We start from the raw sequence: 24,759 nt of genomic DNA, 5'->3' as shown, positions 1-24,759 counted from the left end.
TGCCCGCCGACCATCGCGGGACACGCTGCAAGGACCTCCTTGTCAGCCCTTACGCGGCAGCCATACCGCTTAAGGTCCCGCGACGGTGAGCGGGCAAGGGCCAGTCGAGTTGGTCGGTATGCAGGGCTTTCAATAAAACAGCCAGCAACCTGCCGGGTACGGTGTCCTCGCCGATTGCGGGACCGTTGGCGGCATGGATACCGCCATCGAGCCCGCAGCGATGGGTTCACTGCTTGTGCCGCGAGCGGCGAGGGCACCGCGCCCTCGACAGACTGGCTTCGGAATAGGCAAACGATGGAAGTCTCGCTGCGCAGCGACGGCGACGCGTTCTTCGTGCAGGGATTCAATGGCGCGCGCGACCGATTGTTCCGGCTTCGATCTGGTGCGCCCTAAAGGGCTTGCCCATCTGGCCGACGCGTTCCTCGCGTAAGCGCGACGCCAAGCTAGCCCTCCTCCACTCCTTCCCCCGATGCCTGGACCCGGCGCTGTGCGATTCTGTGCATCGCTCTCCAACAGACACGATCAGCCATGGCGGTGGATGCATTTGCGTTGATCCTGGCGATGCTGGGGCTTGGCCTGGTGTTCGCGCGGCTCAAGGTGCTGCCGGACAACAGCGCCGACGTGCTCAACCGCATCGTGTTGTACATCTGTCTGCCAGCCTCGGTGCTGACTTACGTGCCGCGCCTGCACCTGGACGCCTCGCTCGCCGGGGTGATCGCCACACCATGGCTGCTGACCGCGATCATCGTGCCGCTGCTGTGGGGCTGCAGCCGCGTGTTGCGCTTCGGCCGTGCCGAGTACGCCGCGCTGCTGATGTGCGTGGTGTTCACCAACTCCAGCTTCATCGGGTTTCCGATGGTGCGCGCGCTGCTGGGCGACCAGGCCCTGCCGTACGCGGTGGTGTACGACCAGTTCGGCACCTTCGTGCTGCTGTCCACCTTCGGCCTGTACGTGCTGGCGCGCTACAGCGGCGATACGCCGCCCACCGCAAAAATCATACTGACCCGTGTCCTCAAGTTCCCGCCGTTGTGGGCCCTGCTGTTCGCGCTGACGCTGATGCCCGCGCAGCCACCGGCCTGGATCGGCGCAGGCCTCAAGAGCCTGGCCGATGCGATGTTGCCGCTGGTGATGCTGGCGGTGGGCTTTTCGCTGCAGTTGCGTCTGCCCGCCGACGAACTCAAGCCACTCGCGGTGGGGCTGATCTTCAAGCTGGCGGTGATGCCGATCCTGGCGCTGCCGCTGTCCTGGGCGCTCGGCCTGCGCGGGCTGATGCTGCAGACCAACGTGCTCGAATCGGCCATGCCCACCATGATCACCGCCGCCGCGCTGGCCATCTCGCATCGGCTGGCCCCCAGGCTGGCAGCCGCCATGGTCGGCTACAGCATCCTGCTCTCGCTGCTGACCTTGCCCGCCTGGTCCTGGTTGCTGGCGCGCCTGGTGGCTTGATACGCCCGCAGCCGCATGAAATGCTGGCCTGCGGCATGGCGCCGCGCTCACACGGAAGACAAGCATATGCAGGGATATCGTCAGATCGCAGTTGCGCTGCTGTGCCTTGGCACCAGCCTGTCGGCCTCTGCGGCAACAGCGCCTGCCATGCCCGAGCCCGCCAATGCACCCGAGGTGCAGCAGTGGGCACAGCAAGTTGGCCAGGCCATGCAGGCGCGGCTGCAGACCCTGGCCGCCAGCCAACAGCCGCGTCAGCGTTATGTTGCAGGCCTGCTATGGCTCAGCGACGACGCGCAGGCTGATGCGCAGTCCGCCGCCACCGGCTACGCGCCAGCCCAGCGGGCAGTGCTGCAAGGAGCGCTGGATGCACGGCCCCGCGATCTGCTGGTCGCGCGCGTAGAGGCCAACGGCTGCCCGGCGGAGCTGCGCTGCGACCCAGCCGGCGCAGTGGTTTTTCTGGAACAGGCCGATGCCGGCAACGCCGATGCGCCGTTGCGGGCCTTCAGCGCCGCGCAGCGACGTGGCGATCGGCTCGCCGCCGAATCCGCCTGGCAGGCCGCCGCACGCGCAGACCATTTCGACAGCGGCGCCGTTGCGCTGGGGCAGGCCTTGCACGCCGCCTATGCCGGGATGCAATGGCCACAACTGCAATCGGTGCAGCTGCGCGCGCAACTGCAGGCACAAGATCTGCCGTCCACTGGTGCGGAGATGGCGATGGGCTACGTGATGGGCGCCTGGGCGGCGCACGTGATTCCGTCGCTGGCCGAGGTCACGCGCCGATGCACCCCGCCCATCGCCGCACCTGCATTGCGCGATGAGTGCATGGCCATCCTCGGCAACCTGGGCAACGACGACGCAATGCTGGTAACGGCGTTGATCGGCTCCGAGCGCATGGCAGACCTGAGCACCGGCCGCGATGCTGCGTATTGGCACGCGCGGGTACGCGAGTTGCGGTGGTTGCAGCAGCATCAACAGCGCCGCACGCCCAGTTTTGCCACGGCCGCTGCTGAGGTCGAGATCACGTTGACGCAAGGTGAAATCCCCTCATTGCGCGCGTCCTTGCAACGCAGCGGCATTGCCGCTTTGCCGCCGGCGGACTGGCATCCCGTCGCCGCAATTCGCTGAGACACAAGGTGCGCCGCAAACGTGCGCGGCTGAACCGTGCGCCGATGCTGCACTGCGATGACAAACGCACGCATCGCGTTTAACGCGTTTCGACTACTTCCTCACCTTGCCGCGGTGTACGCTGCCGGCTTGCTCCCGGAAGCGAGGCGTGCATGAAGACAGTCCTGGTGGCCGCTTCCAAAGGCGGCGTCGGCAAGACCACGATCGCCACCAACCTGGCCGCATATGCGGCCCTGCAGGGCCAGCGCACCGTGCTGGCAGATGCCGATCCGCAAGGTTCGTCCACGCGCTGGGCGCAGCGACGCGCCAGCCTCGAAAGTGCGGTGCTGCCGATCGACGCCACCAAGCGCCGCAACTGGCAGGCGGCGGTCCCCGATGGTACCGACCAGCTGATCATCGACGCGCCGGCCGGTGCGATGGCCGACGACCTGAGCGGGTTCCTGGACCACGTCGACGCCATCGTGGTGCCGGTGCTGTCCTCGGCACTGGATATCGAAGCGGTGGTGGGCTTTCTCAACACGCTGGCCAAGGTGCCGCGCGTGCACCAGCGCAAGCTCCCCGTCGGCCTGGTGCTCAATCGCGCCCGACCCTGGACCCAGACCTCGCAGCAGGCCGCCGAGATGATCGGGACTTGGCCATATCCGCTGGTGACCCAATTGCGCGACACCCAGGCCTACGTGGTCATGGCCGGGCTGGGGCGCAGCTTGTTCGATTACCGCTCGGCGCAGGTGCGCGACCATCAACAGGACTGGGAGCCGCTGTTGAAGTGGCTCAAGAAGTCCTAGAACCGGAAAGTTCCTATGCGCGAATTGATCTTGTTGCGACACGCCCATGCAGAGCCGGCCGATACCGGCCAGGCCGATTTCGACCGCCCGCTGTCCCCGCACGGCATCGCCGAGGCGGAGTCTGCCGGGCGCTGGCTGCGCGAACAGCGGCTAGTCCCCGACCGCGTGCTGTGCTCGCCGGCCCGGCGCTCCCGCGAGACGCTGGAGGCGGTGCTCGAGCTCACCGGTTACATCGAACAACGCCTGGACGAACGCATCTACGAGGCCACTCCCGGCACCCTGGCCAGCCTGGTGGACGAACACCGCGAGGCCGAGCGCCTGCTGCTGGTCGGCCACAACCCGGGCCTGGAGCGGCTGGCCGCGCTGATGCATAGCGGGCAGACCGGCGACTACCGCGGCATGCCGACCGCGTCGATCGTCTTGCTGGCCCTGCCGCTGGACGCCACCATCGAGCCGGGGATCGCCCGTTTGACCGCCTTCTGGTGGCCTTGATCTGTGTCATCGTCGCTGCGCTGGTTTGCCTGGCTCGCGCTCTGGGTCACGTTTCCCTGCCTTGCACAGCAGAAAGTGCACGCCATCGACCCGGCGCAATCGCGCTTCGGGTTCGAGATCAAAACCCGCTTCGGCATGAAGATGGAGGGGTTTTTCCCGCGCTTTCGCGGTGAGCTGGTGGAGTTGCCCGATCGGCGCATGCAGGTGCGCTTCCGGCTGGATGCTACCCAGGTGGAGATTCCGGGCAAGGACCGCTACACCAGCTGGATGCGGGGCGAGGATTTCTTCGACGTGGCGCGCTACCCCGTGGTGGAATTCGAGTCGCTGCCCTATGCCGAAGAGGTAGTCAGGGGAGGGGGCGACATCACCGGCAACCTGACCATCCGCGGAATCACCCACATCGAGACCCTGCATGTGGCACCGGCTGAATGCGCGCGGCCGGGCTATGATTGCGACGTGATCAGTCGAGGTACGGTCCTGCGTGGACGTTACGGAATGAATGCGTGGCAGATGGCCCTGGGCGACAGGGTGACGTTCATTCTGCGTGGGCGGTTGCAGGAGGCGCGGCGCCCGTGAGGTTCCTGTTGAGGGTCCTCGTGCTGGCAACCCTGTTGCTCGGCACCGGATGCGCCGGCCTGTCGCAAATAGAGCGCAACCGTGCCGCCGGCGTTGCCGCTGCGGCACGCAGCACCGTGGTGAGCTGCACCCAGGCCAATCACTGCGCCCAGCCCTCGCCGCTGCGCACCCTGGGTGGCGACGCCATCACTGCCTCCACGCCGGCCGCGCCGCGGCATTACGCCACCATCGTCGACCACGGCGAAGAATCGCTGGTGGCGCGGCTCAACCTGATTCGCAGTGCAACCCGCACTATCGACCTGCAGACCTACATCTTCGACAAGGACGACAGTGCGCGCATGATTCTGGATGCGCTGACCGATGCGGCGCAGCGTGGGGTCAAGGTCCGCATATTGATCGATCAGCTGTCGGCTATCGCCGACCTGCAGATTCTCGGTGCGCTCGCCAGCACCCACGAAAACCTGCAGCTGCGCATCTACAACCCCACCTTCGGCAAGGTCAAACCCAACTACTTCGATTACGCCGGTAGCGTGGTGTGCTGTTTCCGGCGCTTCAACCAGCGCATGCACAACAAGTTGCTGGTGGTGGACGACGTACTCGGGGTGGTCGGCGGGCGCAATTACCAGGACGACTATTACGACTGGGACAGCGAATACAACTTCCGCGACCGCGACGTGATTCTGGCCGGCCCGGAAGTACGCGCGATGGCGGCCAACTTCGATGCATTCTGGCGCGCGCGGCGCAGTGTTCCGGCCGAGCGCCTGAACGATGTGGGCAGGCTGCTGCTGGAACAGGGCGCACCGCAGATGCCGACCGCACAATTCCGCCGCCCGGATCGGGTGGCGCGGGTGGATCAGGAAGCGCGCGATCCGCAGTTCGTGCGCGATGCCTTCGTCACCCCGGCGATGTCGGTGCAGCGTGTGCTGTATGTGGCCGACCTGCCGCAAAAGCATCGTAAGGAACATGCCTCTAAAGCAGTGTCGACGGCGCCGGAGCTGGATAGCCTGATCGCCGGCGCACAGCAGGAAGTGCTGCTGCAAACGCCGTATCTGGTGTTGTCCGACGAGGCCCAGGCGATCTTCCGGGAGCTGCGCAAACGCCCGCAGCCGCCGCGCATCGTGGTGTCGACCAATAGCCTGGCGGCCACCGACAACCCCATCGTGTATGCGCTGTCGTACAAGTTCAAACGCCGCAACATGCGCGAGCTGGGCTTCAATCTGTACGAGTTCAAGCCGTTTCCGCTGGATGCGCCGGTGGATTACGCCAACCTGGTGCCGGACCCGCTCAATCCTTCCTCCGAAATCAACGAAGACAGTCGCGACAATCGCCTGATCGGCGGCAGTGCGGCCGGCAATGCGGTGCGTGGCAGCAGCGGTGCAGACACCCGCAGTACTGGCGGCAGCGTGATTCGTGGCAGCAGTGGCAGCAGTGGCAGCAGTGGCGCCGGCCGTACGCCCGGCGGCAGCGAAGTCGATCGCCGTGTGCTGCGCACCGAAACCCGGCCCTCGTTTCTGGGAACGCGTGCGGTCAACAAACCGCTGCCGGTGACCCGCGCCGGTGCGCGCATGGGGCTGCACGCCAAATCGCTGGTGGTGGATCGCCGCATCGGCGTGATCGGCACGCACAACTTCGATCCGCGCAGCGAAAACTACAACACCGAAGCGGCGGTGGTGATCGACGATCCGCGCTTTGCGCAGGCGCTGGCGGCCAGCATCGAACGCGATATGAACCCGGAAAACGCCTGGACGGTGGCTCCGCGCGAAAAGCCGCCGGTGTTGAGCGGATTGAACTACAGCGTGGGCAAGGTCTCCGAAGCCTTGCCGGTGCTTGACTTCTGGCCGTGGCGCTACGCGACCAATTACGAGTTCCAGCCCGGCCCGGGCTGCCCGTTCCCGCTTAAGCGCCAGGACCCGCAGTTCCTGCAGTGCTATGTGGCAGTGGGCGATTTCCCCGAGGTCAACGTCGGCCCCAAATGGTTGCTGGTACGCATGCTGACCGCATTCGGCGCCGGCCTGGTGCCGATTCTTTGATCGACAGCTAAGAACACCTAACAAAACGACTGTGCTCACCGCCAGGTGGGCGCGGCCTGCGCTCGGTGTGGGCACGTACCACGCGTACACTCCGGCTCTGAGCGCGCCGTCCACGCCTTGACGACTGCTCGCTACGGTTTGTTAGCCGCTCCAAGGCGGCAATGGTTCGACGGCGGCAAGCGGCGCGCGCGCTGTCGGGAGCTGGTAAAACCACCCTGGAATCTAGCGGCGCGGCCGCTCCCGCCACTCCGGGGCAAGCAGCGACACCGACGATTGCAGTAGCCTTGAATCCACCAGACAGCGGCAGGCGTTGCACCAGTCGCAATCTCGCAGATGCTGTTGCGATTCCCGATTCCCCCCAAATCCCAAATCCCAGCCCATGACCTTCCGCGCTCCCGTCGATCTTGCTGTCCTCAACGCCTCCAGCCGAAATACCCTGATCGAACATCTGGGCATCGTGTTCACCGAGGCCGGTGACGATTGGCTGCGCGCCACCATGCCGGTGGACACGCGCACCAAGCAGCCGTTTGGCCTGCTGCATGGCGGCGCCTCGGTGGTGCTGGCTGAAACCCTGGGCAGCAGTGCCGGCAATCTGTGCGTGGAGATGACCACCCAGACGTGCGTGGGGCTGGAGATCAACGCCAACCATCTGCGCGCTTCCACCGAGGGCCTGGTCACCGGTACCGCACGCGCGGTGCATGTGGGGCGCAGCACCCATGTCTGGGACATCGTCATCGAAAATCCGGCCGGCAAGCGCGTCTGCGTCTCGCGCCTGACCCTGGCCGTGGTGGCGCGCACCAGTGGCTGAGCACGCCTGGCAGCTGCATGGGTGGAACAGCGCCATCCGCTGCCGGCACTGCGCCGCGGCCGAGCTGCTGTCACAATAGTCGTGCCTTCTTCCCCCGTTACCGGTCCCGTTCGTCGAATGAGCGAGTCATCCCTGGACGCCACGCGCGACGCTGGCGGCCCGCTGCGTTGGTTCCGGTACCTGTACCGGGTGCCGCTGCTGCTGTTGCATCTGTCTGTGTTCCTGCCGATCACCATGCTGTGCGTGGTGACGCCGCCGCTGGCGCGCATCCGCACCGGCGCTGAGGACACCCTGGACGAGCTGATGATCCGCTGGTGGCAGGGCAACCTGATGCGCATTTTCGGTTTTCGTCTGCGTCGCTTCGGCACGCCGCTGTCGGGCGCCACCCTGTTCGTGGCCAACCACGTCAGCTGGGTCGACATCTCCATGCTGCACAGCCAGCGCGTGATGGGCTTTGTGGCCAAGCGCGAAATCGCCGGCTGGCCGCTGGTGGGCTGGCTGGCGGCCAAGGGCCAGACCATCTTCCATCAACGCGGCAACACCGAATCGCTGGGCGGGGTGCTGCTGGAAATGCTGCAGCGTTTGCGCAGTGGCAAGCCGGTCGGCGTGTTTCCGGAAGGGCGCACCCGCGGCGGTACTGAAGTGGGCCCGTTCCATGCGCGCATCTTCCAGGCGGCGGTGGAAGCCGGGGTGCCGGTGCAGCCGGTGGCGCTGCGCTACGGCACCCGTGGCGCTGCGCAGGCGGTGGTGGCGTTTGGCGAACGCGAAAGTTTCTTCGCCAACATCGTGCGCCTGCTCGGCGAGCCGTCGCGCCTGGCTGAAATCCATTTCCTGGAGCCGATCGGCGCGTTCGATATCGAAGGACGTCGCCGCCTGGCCGACACCTCGCGTCAACGCATCATCGCCGCGATGGAGTCCTGAGCCGGCGATGTGCGCGCTCATCCATCCTGCGGCCAGCGCTTTCGTGGCTGGCCCGATGAGCGCATGAACGCCTCCGACTTTCAGCCGCCGCGCTGGCTGCGCAATCCGCATGTGCAATCGGTGCTGGCCAGCAGCGGCTTGCGCCGGTTGCGCAGCCGCCAGTTGCTGAGCGCCAGCGGCGCGGTCACCAGCGAACATATTCTCGACGGCGGCGACGGCGTGCGGCTGCAGGGCTGGATGAGCGTACCGCCCGGCGATACGCCGGTACGTGGCACCGTGCTGTTGCTGCACGGCTGGGAAGGCAGCGCCGATTCCAACTACATGCGGCTGACCGCCGCGCGCCTGCTCGGCCTGGGCTACCAGGTATTCCGGCTGAATTTTCGCGATCACGGCGGCACCCACCATCTCAATGTGGACCTGTTCCACTCCGATCGCATCGACGAGGTGGTCAACGCGGCCGGCGATCTGTGGCGGCGCTTTCCTGCGCCGCAGCTGCTGGCGGCGGGGTATTCGCTGGGCGGCAACTTCGCGTTGCGGCTAGCGTTGCGGGCACCGGCGGCGGGCTTGCCGCTGGCGCGGGTGGCGGCGGTGTGTCCGTTGCTGGACCCGGCCGCCACCATGACCCAGCTGGAAAAAGGCCCGCAGTTCTACGACTGGTACTTCCGCCGCAAATGGCGCGAATCGCTGCTGCGCAAGCGCAAGCTGTTTCCGGACCAGCACGGCTACGACGACGCCACCCTGGCGCTGGACATGCGCGAGCTGATGGCCTGGCTGGCGGTGCAGCACACCGGCCACGGCTCGCTGGAAGCGTATTTCGACAGCTATTCGATCGCCGGCGAGCGCCTGGCCGGCCTGCAGGTGCCTTCGGACATCCTGATGGCCGAAGACGACCCGGTGATTCCGTTCGAGGACTTCGCCGGCTGGCAATTGCCGCCGCACGCGCATCTGGAAATCGCGCGCTGGGGCGGCCATTGCGGCTTTCTGGAAAACGCCCGCGGCGACGGCTTTGCCGAACGCTGGGTGGCCGAGCGGCTGGCCGCCGCTCTTTAGGGCGACTAACAAACCGTAGCGAGCAGTCGTCAGGTGGCTGCGGACGGCGCGCTCAGAACCGGCGTGTCTGCGTGGTCCATGCCGTACCGAGCGCCGGCCGCGCCGCCTGGCGGCCGCCTAGGAGTTTTGTTAGCTACTTTTAAGGAACCTCTGAATAACTTATGGCCCAGCGAGAGAGAGTTGCAATCTAGCCTAATCAAGACAAGCGCCGGCGCTTAAAATCAAGCACTTGCGCGTGATTTAGTCTGTCCAAGGGATCGATCGGAAGCCTATGAAAGAGTTGTTCAGAGCTTCCTTAAGTCATGTTGAAAAGACATCCGTCTCTCGATGCCTTGGTCGCGGTTTTATCAGCGGTTACAGGCGGTCTGTTGGCCTACTTCAGCTCGGTCAGGCTCTACGCGTCTCTGCAGACCGGCGAGATCCTGTTCCGTCCACGGCTAGGACCGGCCTCCGTTGGTCCCCAAGCTGCGATCTGGTACACGGAGCATCTGGTCCTTGGGGTGCCCTGCGTGGCCGACGGCGCAAGCGTGCTGCGCCGGATGTCGGCACGCGTCTCAACGCCCGACCTGCGCGATCAATCGCTTTGAGAACCGCAATGGTGCTGGGTGCAGGGCCTTGCACAGGCGTTGAACTTCCACTTGAACGCCGGGCAGTCACAACGCGGGCGTGGCGATAGGTCGCAGCGTCCGTCGCACACCAAGCCGCCGCAGCGCGCATCGTTACAATAGCGGTTTGTCCGGGACACGCCGCCGCCATGCAAGACGCCATTCTTCAAGCCCTGCGCCGCAATGCGGCCGACGATGCGGTGGCGCTGGCCCGCGAGTGGGCGACCACCGCGCCCGATAACGCTGCCGCGCACCGCTGGCTCGGGCTGTCCTTGCAACAGCAAGGCCAACCGGCGCTGGCGCTGGCCAGCATCGAAACCGCGCTGACGCTGACCCCGGAAGACGCCGATCTGCACCTGCTGCACGCCGGGCTGCTGCTGGCCACGCGCAATTTGTCGGCGGCCGATGCCGCGTTGTCGCGCAGTACCGCGCTGGACCCCAACCAGTTCAACGCCTATGTGATGCAGGCGCATCTGGCGGTGGGGCGCGGCGATCTGGACGACGCCGAGCGACTGAGCCGTACCGCCGCACGCCTGGCGCCAGACCACCCGCAGCTGCTGGCGGTCGATGGCGTGGTGGAGATGCGTCGCGGCCAGAGCGACCGCGCGCTGTCGCTGCTGACACGCGCCGCCGAGCAGCTGCCGGACGACCCACGGGTAATGTTCGCGCTGGGCTTTGCGTATCTGCAGAAGGAACATTTTGCGTTTGCCGAACGCGCGTTCGAGCGCGTGGTGGAGCTCAATCCACCGGGCACCGCGCTGCGCGCCTTCATCGCCCAGCTGGCCCAGCGCCAGGGCCGCCTGGACGATGCGCTGACCGCGATGCAGGGCGTGCTGGCCCAGCCCGATGGCGACATCCCGGCGATGCGCCGGCTGGCCGGCGAGATGGAATTGCAGGCCGGTCGCCCCGATCAGGCGGCTGCGCATCTGCGCCTGGCGCTGGCCCACTGGCCGGCCGACCGCCGCACCTTGCATGCCTTGCTCACCGCCTGGGAGCGTCTGGGCGCGGTGGACGATGCGCGCGACACGCTGGATGCGGCGCTGGCCACCTCCAGCAATGCGCACGATCTATGGCTGGCGCGGCTGGCGGTGGAGCCGGTCGGCGGGCCGCAGGCGCAGGCGGTGATCGAGCGCTGGCTGCTGGGCATGCCCGAGCACCTGCCGGCGCTGGAAGCGTTGATGCGCGTGCACGACATGCAGGGCCATGCCGAGGACGCGGAAATGGTGGCGCGGCAGATCGTGGCGGTGGAGCCGGGCCGCATCAGCGGCGAACAGCGCATCGTCGAAGCGCTGCTGGAGCGCGACCCGCCGGCGGCGATCGCCTGCGTCGAATCCTTGATCGAGTCGTTGCCCGCAGCGCAGCAGACCGTGCTGCGGCCGTGGCTAGGCAATGTGCAGGACCGCGCCGGCCAGCCCGACGCCGCCCTGGCCACCTGGATGCAGTTCCATCGCGAACAGGCCCAGCACCGCCTGCCGTTGCCGCCGCAGGCTGCCAAACAGCCGATGCAGTGGCCGGCGTTGGGTAGCATTCCCGACACCGTTACCGCGCGTCCGCTGTTCGTCTGGGGCACCCCGGGCTCGCATGTCGAACGCCTGATCGCGGTGATGGACGCCGCCACCCCGCTGGTGCGCGGCGACCGTTACGGCGCCACGCCGCCGTCCGATGCGTTGCAGAGCTACCGCAGCGTCGAGCAATTGGTATCCGGCGAACTGGCGCCAATGGCCTTGGTGGAAGGCTGGAAAGCGCAGCTGCTGCGCCGCGGTATCGACGATGGCAATGTCATCGACTGGCTGCTGTGGTGGGACAACACCCTGCTCACCGCGCTACGCCCGCATCTGCCGGAGGGGCGCCTGGCAATCGCGCTGCGCGACCCGCGCGACATGCTGCTGGACTGGCTCTCGGCCGGCGCATCCGCGCCGCTGGCCGTGCAGTCGCCGCAGCAGGCCACCGACTGGTTGTTGGCGGCGCTGGAACAGTTGGCCGTGCTGCACGAACGCGATCTGTACCCGCACCGGATCATCCGCCTGGATGGCATCGAAAGCGACCCGCAGGGCATTTCCACCGCGCTGGAGCAGGCGTTTGGGCTGAACTTCCCGCTGGTCGAACCGCGCGGCCCGGCACGTCTGGCGTCCGGTCGCTGGCGCAGTTATCGCGGCGTACTCGGCGCCCAGTTCGACCTGCTCACCTTGATCGCAGTGCGCTTCGGGTATCCGCAGGACTGACGCACCGCCTGCCGCTTGCATCTTGCAGCCGCAGTGCTGTCGTAGGAGCGGACCCGGCCGCGATGAGGCATTACCGATACCGGTGAAGCCCGTCGCGGCCAGGTCCGCTCCTACGGATGTCCGGATGTCGCGGTGCGCGTGGACGCGGGCGGCGGATAAAGCGAGCTACGGATAACGATGGCAGCGATCCGCGCTGTAGCGGTGACAGTGGCGGTGACATAGGTACGGCTGGTGTGGTGCTCGCCGCTGCCGCGCTGCTCGCCATGGCATCGACGGAGGATGTTGAACACTGACCAGCACACCGCCTGCCGCTTACATCTCCCAGCCGCAGTGCTGTCGTAGGAGCGGACCCGGCCGCGATGAGGCGTTACCGATACCGGTGAAGCCTGTCGCGGCCAGGTCCGCTCCTACGGATGTCGCGGTGTGCGTGGACGGCGGGCTACAGATAAAGCGGGCTATGGATAACGATGGCAGCGATCCGCGCTGTAGCGGTGACAGTAGCGCTGACACAGGTACGACTGGTGTGGTGTTCGCCGCGGCCGCGCCGCTCGCCATGGCATCGACGGAAGATCTTGAGCACTGACCAGCACACCGCCTGCCGCTTACATCTCCCAGCCGCAGTGCTGTTGTAGGAGCGGACCCGGCCGCGATGAGGCGTTACCGATACCGGTGAAGCCCATCGCGGCCAGGTCCGCTCCTACGGATGTCCGGATGTCGCAGAGCGCGTGGGCGCAGGCGGTGGATCACATGTGCGCGATCAACGATGCATGCGATCCGCGGCAGTGGAGTGACATGCGGGTGGCCGGCAGTGCTAGCCCAGGCCGCACGACTCGCTGCACGGTCAACTGTTTCGCAACGCATGCACCCAACCGCGCCACACAAGGTTCCATCGCGACCGCTTCCGCTGCCGTGCCAATCCAGGCAGGCTGAGGGCTTCGATCCACGGAGACTTTGCATGCGTCTGACCAGCAACAGCATCGAAAACGGCAAGCCCATCGCGGTGGAATTTGCCGCCGGCACACCGGACGGCTTCGCGCCCAACCGCAACCCGCACCTGGCTTGGCGCGATGTTCCGCCAGGGACGCGTTCGTTCGCGCTGCTGTGTCTGGACCCGGATGTACCGACGGTGCCGGAAACGGTGGGGCGCGAGGATGTGCAGATCCCGGTCGAGCAACCACGCGCCGATTTCGTGCATTGGGCGATGGCCGATATCCCTGCCGACGTGCACGAGATCGCGGCAGGCAGCTGCAGCGACGGCTTTGTAGCCAAGGGCAAGCAGCAGCCTGCCGGCCCGGCCGGCGCACGCCAGGGCCTGAACTCTTATACCCAATGGTTTGCCGGCAACCCCGACATGGCCGGCGACTATCTGGGCTATGACGGCCCGTATCCGCCGTTCAACGACCTGCGCCTGCACCGCTATTTCTTCCGCGTGTTCGCGCTGGATGTGGCCACGCTCAGCCTGCCCGCCACCTTCACTGCAGCCGATGTGCTGTCGGCCATCCAGGGCCACGTCCTGGCCGAAGCGGCGCTGCATGGCACCTACACGCTGAACCCGTCGCTGCGCTGAGCGCAGATCGGCACGACCGCATGGCTGCCAAGCCGTGCGGTCGTGGCGGTACCGACGATCAAGAAAGCTGCAAGCGCCGCATCCGCACGTTGTGTCCGGACGATCCGGCCGACGTGCGGCTGCTCAAGGCCCGCATGGAAGCGCGTAAAGATCGACTTCCGTCTAGCGGAACGCTCCCGGAAGAGGTGCGTAGATGCCCGTCAAGCGTAACAACAGCGCGCATTGATCTGATGCATGCGTTGACTGGCGGCTGAGCATCATCCTGGATGGAAGGGAAGCCGATCCGCCCACACACGCGTGGTACGCGCGGATGTGCTCAGCCCGTAGGTTCTTTGCGGCGAGCCGGGGTGCCGGCGACCTGGTCTTGATGCCGTGCGACGCAGAAGCCAAAAAGCGAATCCGGCATGGCGTCTGCACCAGGCGACGATGACCGGGCCGCTGCTGTGACGGCACCCAGCTGGCCAAACCTCACTTGCGTTGCAGTGCAGAGCGCGTCAACGCTGCCGATGCGCCAATCGCATCACCAATCGGGCAACGCTCGACGATTTCCGATTTCCGATTTCCGATTTCCGATTTCCGATTTCCGATTTCCGATTCCCAATTCCCAATTCCCAATTCCCAATTCCCAATTCCCAGGGCTAGCCGCTCGCCTCAATCATCTGATCCAGCACATACACCGGCGCACCGTCCGTCCCGGCCGCAGCCGGATAGCGAGTGACGCGCAGCAGGGTGCGGATGCCGGCTTCGTGTTCGAAGCCTTCGATCCTGCCGTCGAAGGTTTGCCAGGACGCGGTCGCAGGCTGTCCATCGGCGCGCTCGCGCAGCTGCAGGCAGGCGCGCGACGGGTCGGAGGCGCATGGCACCGTATCGGCCGCCACTTCGATCAACAGCGTCTGCCCGGGCCCGCCGTAGCGGGTATCTGCCGTGGGCGCGCCGGCGAACAACAGGCGGGTGCCGTCGCTGCGGGTCAGGGTCAGCCGCGGTGCGGCTTGCGCCGTGTCCAGCGCCACCGCAAAACGGCCGGACAACAGCTCGCTGGCAGCGCGTTCCTGCGTCATCTTTTGCGGCTGCGCGCACAGACGTTTGCTCGATACCACCCGGCCGATCTGCAGCTGCGCCGCGGCCACGCTGTAAGTAGCTCCCAGCGCGTTGCAGGTCTGGCTGACCTGGATGCGTTGATCGCCGAAATCCAGCTGCAACGGCGCGCTACCGGCCACGAACAGGCTGCGCAGTGCGGTGCCGTGCGCATCGCTGGCCTGCTGCAGTTGCCAGTGTTGTGCCTGCAGGGCGGCCCGTAACGGCGCGTTGTCGCTGACGGGGGTTGTCGCTGCGGTCGAAGCCGCAGTCGCGCCCGATCCGGAGCCGTCGGCACCGGGCACAGCGGGGCTCGCGCCCGAGCCGCAGGCCGTCACGCCTGCCGCCAGCAGGGCTGGGGCAAAGAACACGGCACGCATCGGCGGCTCCCGGTGGTCAAGGCCTCAGTGATACCGCCAGCGTGCGGCCAGGGCAATGACCGGCGTCACTGCCCGGCAACGTGCCGCCGATGCGCGTCTGCACAAACGCGCCATCGGTTGCCTTGGCGAGTGATCGCCGCCAGCCGCCGACAGGGCGGCTTGGACGGGGCGCCAGCGACAACTGCTGCCGCCCGCCGGTGGCAGGCCGGTAACAATCGGCGACGGGCAGGGCCTGCGCGCTTGGCGGCTCAGGCCGCGGCCGGCAACCACAACAGCAGGGCCGCGCCGAGCACGATGCGGTACACCGCAAACACCGTGAAGCGATGCTTCTTGATGTAGCCCAGCAGCCACTTCACCACCACAAAACCGGTGATGGTCGCTGCCACGAAGGCCACTGCCACGTCGGTCCAGTTCTCGCTGCCGAACCCGCCTTCCTTGTACATCTCCAGCAGCGCGTAACCGCTGGCCGCGAACATGGTCGGAATGCCGACCATGAACACGAAATCCGCTGCCGCCGAGCGCTTGCTCAGGCCCAGCAACATGGCCAGGAAGATCGCCGAGGCCGAGCGCGAGGTGCCGGGGAACACGCCGGCCACCACCTGCGCCAGGCCCACGGCAATGGCGACTTTCCAGGTCACCACGTCGCGCTCCGGCAACTTGCCGGCAAAGTGCTCGGCCACCAGCATCCACAGGCCGCCGATCAGCAGCGCCCAGGCCACCGGATGCACGGTTTCCGGCAACTGCCAACCGGCCTTGCGCACGATCAACCCGACCACAGCAGTGACCATGAAGGCCACGCCGATCTTGAGCACATAGTCGCGGTTGGCACGCTCGCCCAGCCCGGTGGCCAGGCTCCACAGCTTCTGCCGCAACGCCAGGCAGATGGCCAGGATCGCGCCGGCCTGGATGACGATATTGAAGAAGTCAGAACGGCGTCCGAGCCATTGTTCGGCGATCAACAGGTGGCCGGTGCTGGAGATCGGCAGAAATTCGGTCAAGCCTTCGAGAATGCCCAAGAGCAGGGCGGAAATCAGATCGGACATCGGACGAGAGGGGAGGATTGGGGGAGGCGTCAGGATAGTGCATTGCGACATGCACCATATCGGTGCACCATCAATGCAGATAGCACCAATAAGGTGCTATCGCGTGTGTAGCGGTCTCAAGTGAGGCAAGCAAAATCAACGACTTGTGAACATCGACGATTTGGCATGGTCCCTGCTGTAGTACCGCCCACGATCCACTTCACTCCAATCCGAGGTTTCTTCCGATGTCCGTGGAAAACGTTGAAAAGCTGATCAAGGACAACAAGGTCGAGTTCGTCGACCTGCGCTTCGTCGATATGCGTGGTGTACAGCAGCACATCACCTTTCCGGCCAACATCATCGAGCCGGCGTTGTTCGAAGAAGGCAAGATGTTCGATGGCAGCTCGATCGCGGGTTGGAAGGGCATCAACGAGTCGGACATGGTGTTGCTGCCCGACGCCGGCACCGCGTATCTGGATCCGTTCTTCGCCGATCCGACCATCGTACTGACCTGCGACATCCTCGATCCGGCCACCATGCAGAGCTATGAGCGCGACCCGCGCGGCATCGCAAAGCGCGCCGAGGCCTACCTGAAGTCTTCCGGCACCGCCGACCAGGCCTTCTTCGGCCCGGAGCCGGAATTCTTCATCTTCGATTCGGTCCGCTTCGCCAACGACATGGGCCACACCTTCTTCCAGGTGGGTTCCGAAGAGGCCGCCTGGAACACCGGTGCCAAGTACGACGGCGGTAACAGCGGCTATCGTCCGGGCGTGAAGGGTGGCTACTTCCCGGTGCCGCCGACCGATACGCTGCACGACCTGCGTGCGGAAATGATCAAGACGCTGGAACAGGTCGGCATCGAAACCGAAGTGCACCACCACGAAGTGGCCACCGCCGGCCAGTGCGAGATCGGCACCAAGTTCAGCTCGCTGGTGCAGAAGGCCGACGAACTGCTGACGATGAAGTACATCATCAAGAACGTCGCCTACCGCAACGGCAAGACCGCCACCTTCATGCCCAAGCCGATCGTCGGCGACAACGGCTCCGGCATGCACGTGCACCAGTCGCTGACCAAGGGCGGCACCAACCTGTTCGCCGGCGACGGCTACGGCGGCCTGTCGCAGATGGCGCTGTGGTACATCGGCGGCATCTTCAAGCACGCCCGTGCGATCAATGCATTCGCCAACTCCGGCACCAACAGCTACAAGCGTCTCGTGCCGGGTTACGAAGCGCCGGTGATGCTGGCCTATTCGGCGCGGAACCGCTCGGCCTCGTGCCGCATTCCGTGGGTCACCAATCCGAAGGCGCGCCGCATCGAAATGCGCTTCCCCGATCCGTTGCAGTCCGGCTACCTGACCTTCACCGCGCTGATGATGGCCGGCCTGGACGGCATCAAGAACCAGATCGACCCGGGCGCTCCGAGCGACAAGGATCTGTACGACCTGCCGCCGGAAGAAGAGAAGTTGATCCCGCAGGTGTGCTCCAGCCTGGATCAGGCACTGGAAGCGCTGGACAAGGATCGCGAGTTCCTCAAGGCCGGTGGCGTGATGAGCGACGACTTCATCGACGGCTACATCGCGTTGAAGATGCAGGAAGTCACCAAGTTCCGTGCGGCAACGCATCCGCTGGAATACCAGCTGTACTACGGCAACTGAGTTCCACCGCGGTGATGGCGGAGGCCCCCCCTCCCACCTCCGCCATCGCCGCACATGTTCGATGGCTCCCTGGCACCGCCACGGAGTCGAGGGGTACGAGAGAGCACACAGTTCGCGGCGCGCGGGCCTGACCTCTCCCACGAGGCGGATGCATGGCATCCGTCGGGGTCTGCGCGATCCGCGAACGATTGGATGCCGGGGTTGGCATCCAGGTGACTGACACCGCCGGGCGGCGCAATGCCGGCCGGTTCCTTCCACCTTTCGGGGTATGCGCATGAAATTGATCACCGCCATCATCCGGCCGTTCAAGCTCGACGAGGTCCGCGAGGCCCTGTCCGCCGCTGGCGTGTCGGGTATCACCGTCACCGAGGTCAAGGGCTTCGGGCGTCAGAAAGGCCACACCGAGCTGTATCGCGGGGCCGAGTACGTCGTGGACTTTTTGCCCAAGATCAAGATCGAGACGGTGGTGACCGACGATCGGTTGGACGCTGTGGTCGAGGCGATCCAGAACGCGGCCGGCACCGGCAAGATCGGCGACGGCAAGATCTTTGTGACTGCGATCGAGCAAGTGGTGCGGATCCGCACCGGCGAAATCGGCGCCGATGCGCTCTGAGTCCCCCACCTCTGGAGGTCGTATGAAGACAGCTCTTTTTGCCGGGTGGAAAGCCCGGTTCTACAGCGTGTGCATGCTGATGCTGTTCAGCGCGCTGGTGGTGGGCGGCATGGGCAGCGCCCAGGCGCAATCCACCCCGCAGGTCACCCCGTTGCCGACCGAACCGGTCACCACCGAACCGCTGCCGTCTGCGCAGCCGGCCGCCGCGCCGGCCGCTGCCGCCGAAGTCGCGCCGGTGGTCGACAAGGGCGACGTCGCCTGGATGCTGACCTCCACGCTGCTGGTGTTGCTGATGGTGGTGCCGGGCCTGGCGTTGTTCTACGGCGGCATGGTGCGCGCCAAGAACGTGTTGTCGGTGCTGATCCAGGTCGCAACGGTGTTCTCGCTGCTGACCATCCTGTGGGTGCTCTACGGCTACAGCCTGGCGTTTTCCGGCGAAGGCCCGTGGATCGGCAATCTGGACAAGGCGCTGCTCAAGGGCGTGACCATCGAGAGCCTGTCGGCCACCTTCACCAAGGGTGTGAGCCTGCCGGAATACGTGTTTATCGGGTTCCAGGCGACCTTTGCCGGCATCACCGGCGCGCTGATCGTCGGCGCCTTTGCCGAACGCGCCAAGTTCGCCGCGGTGCTGCTGTTCTCGGTGATCTGGTTCACCTTCGGCTATCTGCCGCTGGCGCACATGGTCTGGGCGACCGGTGGCTATCTGTTCGGGCTGGGCGCGCTGGATTTTGCCGGCGGCACCGTGGTGCACATCAATGCCGGTATCGCTGGTCTGGTGGGTGCCTACTTCGTCGGCAAGCGGGCCGGGTTGGGGCGTGAGGCGATCAAGCCGCACAACGTGACCCTGACCTTCGTCGGCGCCTCGCTGCTGTGGGTGGGCTGGTTCGGCTTCAATGCCGGCTCCAACCTGGAAGCCAATGCCGGTGCGGCGCTGGCCTTCCTCAACACCTTGCTGGCAACCGCGGCCGCCATCCTGGGCTGGTCGCTGACCGAGAAGATCATCAAGGGCAAGTCGTCCGCCCTGGGTGTGGCCTCGGGCATGGTCGCCGGTCTGGTCGGCATCACCCCGGCCTGCGGCACCGTGGGTCCGTTCGGCGCCATCGTGATCGGCCTGGCGGCTGGCGTGCTGTGCGTGTGGGGCGTCACCGGTCTGAAGCGCCTGCTGGGTGCCGACGACAGCCTGGACGTGTTCGGCGTGCATGGCCTGGGCGGCATCATCGGCGCGATCCTGACCGGCGTGTTCTCGGCGGCCTCGCTGGGCGGCCAGAAGGGCGGCGATTACGACATGCTGCATCAGGTCGGTATCCAGGCCCTGGGCGTGGGCATCACCGTGGTGTGGATCGGCGTGGTGTCGGTGGTCGGATTCCTGGTCGCCAAGCTGGTCTTCGGCCTGCGTGTCACCGAAGAAGCCGAGCGCGAGGGGCTGGACATCACCTCGCACGGCGAAGCCGCATACGAGTCCTGAGCATGCACACCCGCGGCGAGATCTCCGCGGGTGGCGCAACGACCCGGCCGGCGCTGCCCGCGCCGGGTCGGTTTCTACCGCGGCCGCTGCCGGCGCGGATCCATTGCCGAGGTGCCTGCATGACCAGCCTCACGCCCGTCACTGTCGGCGCGGATGCGCGCCGGGTCGGTGCATTCCACTGCCACCCGGCCTCAGATGCTTCGATGCAGGCTGCGTTCGGCGCGCCATTCGCGCACGCCGATGCTGTTTGCACTAAATTGGTGCAATGCGGATGACGACCTCCACACCGTCGCTCGACAGCCTGGGCACCCCGGTGGCCTGGGCCGACCGCGACGGCCGCGTGCTGGGGGTCAACCCGGCATTCGCGCGCTGGCTCGGCGTCAGCGCGCGGCGGCTGGTCGACCAGCCGCTGGCTGCACTGGAAGTGCAGGGCGACGCACTCGCGCGCTTCCTGCTCAACGACGAACGCGACGTGCTGCGCCTGCATCGGCTGGCGCTAGGCCTGCCCAACGACGCGCCACGCTTTGCCGAAGGCTGGCTGTCGCGGCTGGACGACGGCGGCTGGCTGTTGGAAACGCACCCGGTCGACGAATTCCCCGCGCTGGACCCCACCCACGCGCTGCCCAATGCCTTGAGCGCCGCGCTCAAGGGCCTGGCGCACGAACTGCGTAACCCATTGGCCGGTTTGAAGGGCGCCGCGCAATTGCTGGCGCGCCGCTCGGCCGGCCGCGATGAAGACGAGCGCGAGCTGATCGAGCTGATCGGCACCGAAATCGAACGCCTCAACACCTTGCTCGAACGCCTGCTCTCGCCGTCGCCGCTGCGTCCGCACGAGGGCCTCAACATCCACGTGGTGCTCGAACGCGTGCTGCGCCTGGCCGAGGCCGAGGGCGGCTGGTCGGTGCAGGTGCAGCGCGATTACGACCCCAGCATTCCCGACATCCTGGGCGATGTGGATCGGCTCACCCAGGCGGTCTGGAATCTGGTCCGTAACGCGTTTCAGGCGGGCGCCACCCGCGTCACCCTGCGCACCCGCGTCGAGCACGGCCAGCGCATCCGCGACCGCGTGCACGCGATGTCGCTGCGGCTGGAAATCATCGACGACGGCGGTGGCGTGCCGGAAGAGTTGGCCGAGCACCTGTTCCTGCCGCTGGTCAGCGGCCGCGCCGAGGGCAGCGGGCTGGGACTGGCGCTGGCCCAGCAGGTCTCGCGCGAGCACCACGGCACCCTGACCTACCGCTCGCGTCCGGGCCATACCGTTTTCACACTGCTGCTGCCCGAGCTGGTCGGCGATCACGACAAGGAGCATCTGCATGGCTGAGGCCGCCGCCGCATCCCACCACATCTGGGTGGTCGACGACGACCGTTCGGTCCGCTTCGTGCTGTCCACGGCCTTGCGCGATGCCGGTTACGCGGTGGATGGCTTCGACAGCGCCGCCGCGGCGTTGCAGGCGCTGTCGATGCGGCCCATGCCGGACCTGCTATTCACCGACGTGCGCATGCCCGGCGAAGACGGCCTGAGCCTGCTCGACAAGCTCAAATCCAAGCACCCGCAGCTGCCGGTGATCGTGATGTCGGCCTATACCGATGTCGCCAGCACCGCCGGCGCCTTTCGCGGTGGTGCGCACGAATTCCTGTCCAAGCCGTTCGATCTGGACGATGCGGTGGCGCTGGCCGCTCGCGCGCTGCCCGACGCCGATGCCGGTGTCGACAAGATCATTGGCGCCCCGCTGGCCGAAGGCTCCGCCGCGCTGATCGGCGACACCCCGGCGATGCAGGCTTTGTTCCGCGCGATCGGACGGCTGGCACAAGCGCCGCTGTCGGTGCTGATCAACGGCGAAACCGGCACCGGCAAGGAGTTGGTGGCGCGCGCGCTGCACAACGAATCGCCGCGCGCACGCAAACCCTTCGTCGCACTCAACACCGCCGCCATTCCTGCCGAGTTGCTGGAAAGCGAGTTGTTCGGCCACGAAACCGGCGCCTTCACCGGCGCCACCAAACGGCACATCGGCCGCTTCGAACAAGCCGATGGCGGCACCTTGTTTCTGGACGAAATCGGCGACATGCCGCTGCCGTTGCAGACGCGCCTGCTGCGCGTGCTGGCAGAGAACGAATTCTTTCGCGTCGGTGGGCGCGAGTTGATCCGTGTCGATGTACGCGTGATCGCCGCCACTCACCAGGATCTGGAAGCGTTGGTCGAACAAGGCCGCTTCCGTGCCGATTTGCTGCACCGCCTGGATGTGGTACGCCTGCAGCTGCCACCGCTGCGCGAGCGTCGCGGCGACATCGCGCAACTGGCGGAAAATTTCCTGGCCATGGCCGGGCGCAAGCTCGACATGCTGCCCAAGCGGCTATCGTCGGCCGCACTGGAAGACCTGCGCCAATACGACTGGCCCGGCAACGTACGCGAACTGGAAAACGTCTGCTGGCGCCTGGCCGCCCTGGCCACCGCCGACATCATCGATGTGGTCGACGTGGACGCAGCGCTGGCGCGCGGCCGCCAGCGCACCGGCCGTAGCAGCGTCGGGCAATGGGACGACTTGCTGTCCAGCTGGGCCGCGCAACGCCTCAGCGAAGGCGCCCAGGGCGTACACGCCGAAGCGCGCGAACGCCTGGACAAGACCCTGCTCGAAGCCGCCCTGCAACTCACCCAGGGCCGTCGCGCCGAAGCTGCCGCACGCCTCGGCCTGGGCCGCAACACCGTCACCCGCAAACTCGGCCCGGGCCGCAAGCGCCGCTGAGCGGTCCGGCGGCTAGCCCAGGCGGGGTCGGGATCGTGCTTGGGTGGTTGCGTGGGCGTTTTTGCGCTTACGTGAGCGCAATTGCACCGGTCACTCGGCGGCAAGCGCTGCCCCCATCCGCCCTTCGGGCACCTTCCCCCGCACGCGGGAGAAGGCAGGCAGGTGATCGCTGCGGTAAAGCCCTGCCGATCACTGCGATGAAATGCCTCGATCACTGCGGCGAACCCTGCCGATCGCTGCGATGAAGCCCCTCTCCCGCCTGCGTGGTGAGGAGGTACGGCTTGCGCGCTGCGCGCGTGCCTTGGAGCACCCGCGCCGCAAGCGCGGGCCGGGGCGCGGAGCTGGGGGTGGGGTGAGGGCACCCAAGCCGATAAAAGTGCAGCCGCCTGCGTCGCTCCTTTGAATCAGCTCGCGCACGAAACGCGTGAATCACCTAGTGCACGCAACGAGCACGCAACGAGATTGACCAGCATCACCACACATTGAGCACCCTCACTGCACGTGTTTCACCATCCACACGACACGCATCCCCCTGGCCATCGATGAACCCGTGGTAGCCCCTGATCGGCCTACGCCATCGTCGAAGCCGCGCAAGGCTCCCCGCACCGCATCCCGCACCGCGGGCACGCAAACGACCCGACCATCCACACCAACCCCGTAAACTCCTGCGCTGCCCCAGACGCATTTCATGACACGTGAACATGCGCCCGCATAGGTTTCCAGCCTGACCAGGAGAACAGCTCGATGCGTTATCGGTCGTCCACGATCGTTGCCCTTACCGCTCTGGCGCTAGCCGCCTGCAGCAGCACGCCGCCACCTCCCCCGCCACCGCCGCCAGCGGCGCGCGTGGTGCCTGCGCGTCCGGTGCAGCAGGCCGAAGCCGCGCTGGCTTCGGCATCGGGCAGCCTGGTCAGCGGCCGGGTCGTGCTGGTGCCGGCGCTGCAGGGCATCCGCATCACCGGCACGGTCGGTGGCCTGCGCCCAGGTGGCGTGGCCGGTTTCCATGTGCACGAACGCGGCGATTGCAGCGCGGCCGATGCCAGTAGTGCGGGCGCGCATTTCAATCCGACCGGCGCCTCGCACGGCCGCGCCGGAAGCGGCGGCCATCACCTGGGCGATATGGACAACCTGCGTGCCGACGCCGAGGGCGTCGCGCATCTGGACATGATCCTGGCCGGCATCAGCCTGGGCGATGGCGCGCCCAGCGATGTGATCGGCAAGGCGCTGATCGTGCACGCCGATGCCGACGACTATCGCAGCCAGCCCAGCGGCAATGCGGGTGCACGCCTGGCCTGCGGCGTCATTCGCGTCACTCAATGGCGCACACCCCCTTCGCAGCCCTGAGTTGGGGCATCAATGGCCGCAGCTGCGGTCTCTACAGGAGCTTTCCCATGCGCATTCTTCCCACAACCCTGTTCCTGGCGACCGCCCTGGTGTTGACCGCGTGCAAGCGCGACGAGCCCGCACCGGCCGAGCCCACACCCGCACCGACGGCCAGCACCCCGGCCGACGCGGCGCACAGTGGCGAGCATGCCGCCGCCATGGTGACCGGGGCGGCCGCCACCACCACGGCCACCGCCGAGCTCAAGCCGACCAAGGGCAATGACGTCAAAGGCACGGTGACCTTCAAGACCGTCGATGGCGTGCTGCGCGTGACCGGCCAACTCAGTGGGCTCACGCCCAACACCGAACACGGCTTCCATATCCACGAAAAGGGCGACTGCAGCGCCCCGGACGGCAGCAGCGCCGGCGGCCATTTCAACCCGGCCCAGTCCGATCACGGCAACGTCAGTGCCGACCCGCATCACGGCGGCGACATGCCCAACATCAAGTCCGACGCGCAGGGCAATGCCAGCATCGACGGCCCGGTTTCCAGCAACGTCAACCTGGGCAAGGCCGATCAGTTCGACATCGCAGGTCACGCGGTGATCGTGCACGCCGATGCCGATGACTACAAAACCCAGCCCACCGGCAACGCCGGCGGCCGTCTGGCCTGCGGCGTGATCACCACCGACAACGCGCAGGCTGCAACCAAGTAAGCGCATGGACGCGGCGGCATTCGATGGCCGTCGCGTCTTTTGTCTTGTAATGCACAACCGCCGCGGTAAGCAGCTGTGTGTCAGGCTTCGGCGCGTTGTTCCGCCGGACATAATGGCCTGTTGGCAACGCGAACGCGGCATCC

General features: G+C 66.4%; 21 protein-coding genes and 2 other RNA genes. 20 read left to right on the top strand and 3 right to left on the bottom strand.

All coding sequences use genetic code 11. The features are described from left to right. The first annotated feature begins 528 nt into the window (after positions 1 to 528). The 10 genes from ABQZ00_RS19905 to ABQZ00_RS19860 all read left to right on the top strand — a co-directional run bounded on the left by ABQZ00_RS19905 (position 529) and on the right by ABQZ00_RS19860 (position 9,233). The gene (locus ABQZ00_RS19905; RefSeq protein WP_055853790.1) at positions 529 to 1,446 is read left to right on the top strand and encodes an AEC family transporter; all 918 of its coding nucleotides are present in this window, start codon (positions 529 to 531) and stop codon (positions 1,444 to 1,446) included. A gap of 66 nt (positions 1,447 to 1,512) precedes the next feature. Continuing rightward, positions 1,513 to 2,571, top strand: a complete 1,059-nt coding sequence (locus tag ABQZ00_RS19900) for a hypothetical protein (RefSeq protein ID WP_323538397.1) — start codon at positions 1,513 to 1,515, stop codon at positions 2,569 to 2,571. 152 nt (positions 2,572 to 2,723) lie between these two features. After that, positions 2,724 to 3,356, top strand: a complete 633-nt coding sequence (locus ABQZ00_RS19895; RefSeq protein WP_055853787.1) for a ParA family protein — start codon at positions 2,724 to 2,726, stop codon at positions 3,354 to 3,356. A gap of 15 nt (positions 3,357 to 3,371) precedes the next feature. After that, complete coding sequence (locus ABQZ00_RS19890) at positions 3,372 to 3,848, top strand: SixA phosphatase family protein (RefSeq protein WP_055853785.1); 477 nt, start codon at positions 3,372 to 3,374, stop codon at positions 3,846 to 3,848. 3 nt (positions 3,849 to 3,851) lie between these two features. Next, complete coding sequence (locus tag ABQZ00_RS19885; protein WP_115514961.1) at positions 3,852 to 4,424, top strand: YceI family protein; 573 nt, start codon at positions 3,852 to 3,854, stop codon at positions 4,422 to 4,424. After that, complete coding sequence (locus tag ABQZ00_RS19880) at positions 4,421 to 6,454, top strand: phospholipase D family protein (protein ID WP_323538398.1); 2,034 nt, start codon at positions 4,421 to 4,423, stop codon at positions 6,452 to 6,454. The genes ABQZ00_RS19885 and ABQZ00_RS19880 overlap by 4 nt, the downstream gene beginning before the upstream one ends. Positions 6,455 to 6,527: 73 nt before the next feature. After that, positions 6,528 to 6,601: non-coding RNA, sX9 sRNA (locus ABQZ00_RS19875), on the top strand. 232 nt (positions 6,602 to 6,833) lie between these two features. Further along, positions 6,834 to 7,262, top strand: coding sequence for a hotdog fold thioesterase (locus ABQZ00_RS19870; protein WP_323538399.1), 429 nt, complete (start codon positions 6,834 to 6,836; stop codon positions 7,260 to 7,262). A gap of 21 nt (positions 7,263 to 7,283) precedes the next feature. Next, positions 7,284 to 8,183, top strand: coding sequence for a lysophospholipid acyltransferase family protein (locus tag ABQZ00_RS19865; protein WP_193552833.1), 900 nt, complete (start codon positions 7,284 to 7,286; stop codon positions 8,181 to 8,183). Between the two features lie 63 nt (positions 8,184 to 8,246). Further along, entirely contained in the window at positions 8,247 to 9,233 is a 987-nt protein-coding gene (locus ABQZ00_RS19860) for a YheT family hydrolase (RefSeq protein ID WP_115526710.1), read from the top strand. A 3-nt stretch (positions 9,234 to 9,236) separates the two neighbouring features. Here ABQZ00_RS19860 and ABQZ00_RS19855 read toward each other — a convergent pair. Next, a non-coding RNA gene (locus tag ABQZ00_RS19855) (sX9 sRNA) lies at positions 9,237 to 9,313 on the bottom strand. Between the two features lie 674 nt (positions 9,314 to 9,987). On the opposite strand from ABQZ00_RS19855, the gene ABQZ00_RS19850 reads away from it, so the two are divergent. The 3 genes from ABQZ00_RS19850 to ABQZ00_RS19840 all read left to right on the top strand — a co-directional run bounded on the left by ABQZ00_RS19850 (position 9,988) and on the right by ABQZ00_RS19840 (position 13,881). Then, positions 9,988 to 12,060: a tetratricopeptide repeat protein gene (locus ABQZ00_RS19850; protein ID WP_323538400.1), complete on the top strand. Its 2,073-nt coding sequence runs from the start codon at positions 9,988 to 9,990 to the stop codon at positions 12,058 to 12,060. A 955-nt stretch (positions 12,061 to 13,015) separates the two neighbouring features. Continuing rightward, positions 13,016 to 13,627 carry a YbhB/YbcL family Raf kinase inhibitor-like protein gene (locus tag ABQZ00_RS19845; RefSeq protein ID WP_115526713.1) on the top strand — a complete coding sequence of 204 codons (612 nt, stop codon included), beginning with the start codon at positions 13,016 to 13,018 and terminating at the stop codon, positions 13,625 to 13,627. Positions 13,628 to 13,647: 20 nt separating this feature from the next. Beyond that, positions 13,648 to 13,881, top strand: a complete 234-nt coding sequence (locus ABQZ00_RS19840) for a hypothetical protein (protein ID WP_323538401.1) — start codon at positions 13,648 to 13,650, stop codon at positions 13,879 to 13,881. 384 nt (positions 13,882 to 14,265) lie between these two features. Here ABQZ00_RS19840 and ABQZ00_RS19835 read toward each other — a convergent pair whose 3' ends face one another. Both ABQZ00_RS19835 and ABQZ00_RS19830 read right to left on the bottom strand, forming a co-directional pair. Further along, positions 14,266 to 15,081 carry an META domain-containing protein gene (locus tag ABQZ00_RS19835; RefSeq protein WP_323538402.1) on the bottom strand — a complete coding sequence of 272 codons (816 nt, stop codon included), beginning with the start codon at positions 15,079 to 15,081 and terminating at the stop codon, positions 14,266 to 14,268. Between the two features lie 248 nt (positions 15,082 to 15,329). Continuing rightward, on the bottom strand, positions 15,330 to 16,124 hold the full coding sequence (locus ABQZ00_RS19830; protein ID WP_055853755.1) for an undecaprenyl-diphosphate phosphatase: 795 nt from the start codon (positions 16,122 to 16,124) through the stop codon (positions 15,330 to 15,332). Between the two features lie 224 nt (positions 16,125 to 16,348). On the opposite strand from ABQZ00_RS19830, the gene glnA reads away from it, so the two are divergent. The 7 genes from glnA to ABQZ00_RS19795 all read left to right on the top strand — a co-directional run bounded on the left by glnA (position 16,349) and on the right by ABQZ00_RS19795 (position 24,616). Further along, positions 16,349 to 17,758 carry a type I glutamate--ammonia ligase gene (gene glnA / locus ABQZ00_RS19825; RefSeq protein WP_055853753.1) on the top strand — a complete coding sequence of 470 codons (1,410 nt, stop codon included), beginning with the start codon at positions 16,349 to 16,351 and terminating at the stop codon, positions 17,756 to 17,758. Between the two features lie 274 nt (positions 17,759 to 18,032). Beyond that, positions 18,033 to 18,371: a P-II family nitrogen regulator gene (locus ABQZ00_RS19820; protein ID WP_002808480.1), complete on the top strand. Its 339-nt coding sequence runs from the start codon at positions 18,033 to 18,035 to the stop codon at positions 18,369 to 18,371. A gap of 22 nt (positions 18,372 to 18,393) precedes the next feature. Then, entirely contained in the window at positions 18,394 to 19,836 is a 1,443-nt protein-coding gene (locus tag ABQZ00_RS19815) for an ammonium transporter (RefSeq protein WP_115558749.1), read from the top strand. Positions 19,837 to 20,107: 271 nt separating this feature from the next. Further along, positions 20,108 to 21,157: a two-component system sensor histidine kinase NtrB gene (locus ABQZ00_RS19810; protein ID WP_115552572.1), complete on the top strand. Its 1,050-nt coding sequence runs from the start codon at positions 20,108 to 20,110 to the stop codon at positions 21,155 to 21,157. Then, positions 21,150 to 22,577, top strand: coding sequence for a nitrogen regulation protein NR(I) (gene ntrC, locus ABQZ00_RS19805; RefSeq protein WP_323538403.1), 1,428 nt, complete (start codon positions 21,150 to 21,152; stop codon positions 22,575 to 22,577). The genes ABQZ00_RS19810 and ntrC overlap by 8 nt, the downstream gene beginning before the upstream one ends. Positions 22,578 to 23,321: 744 nt before the next feature. Then, entirely contained in the window at positions 23,322 to 23,921 is a 600-nt protein-coding gene (locus tag ABQZ00_RS19800) for a superoxide dismutase family protein (protein WP_055853746.1), read from the top strand. A 47-nt stretch (positions 23,922 to 23,968) separates the two neighbouring features. Then, the gene (locus ABQZ00_RS19795; RefSeq protein WP_055853744.1) at positions 23,969 to 24,616 is read left to right on the top strand and encodes a superoxide dismutase family protein; all 648 of its coding nucleotides are present in this window, start codon (positions 23,969 to 23,971) and stop codon (positions 24,614 to 24,616) included. Positions 24,617 to 24,759 lie beyond the last annotated feature (143 nt).

This window comes from Xanthomonas sp. WHRI 10204, from assembly GCF_040202875.1.
GTDB lineage: Bacteria > Pseudomonadota > Gammaproteobacteria > Xanthomonadales > Xanthomonadaceae > Xanthomonas.
Note: the sequence above shows the minus strand (reverse complement) of the source record. Positions and strands in the feature narration are given on the sequence as shown.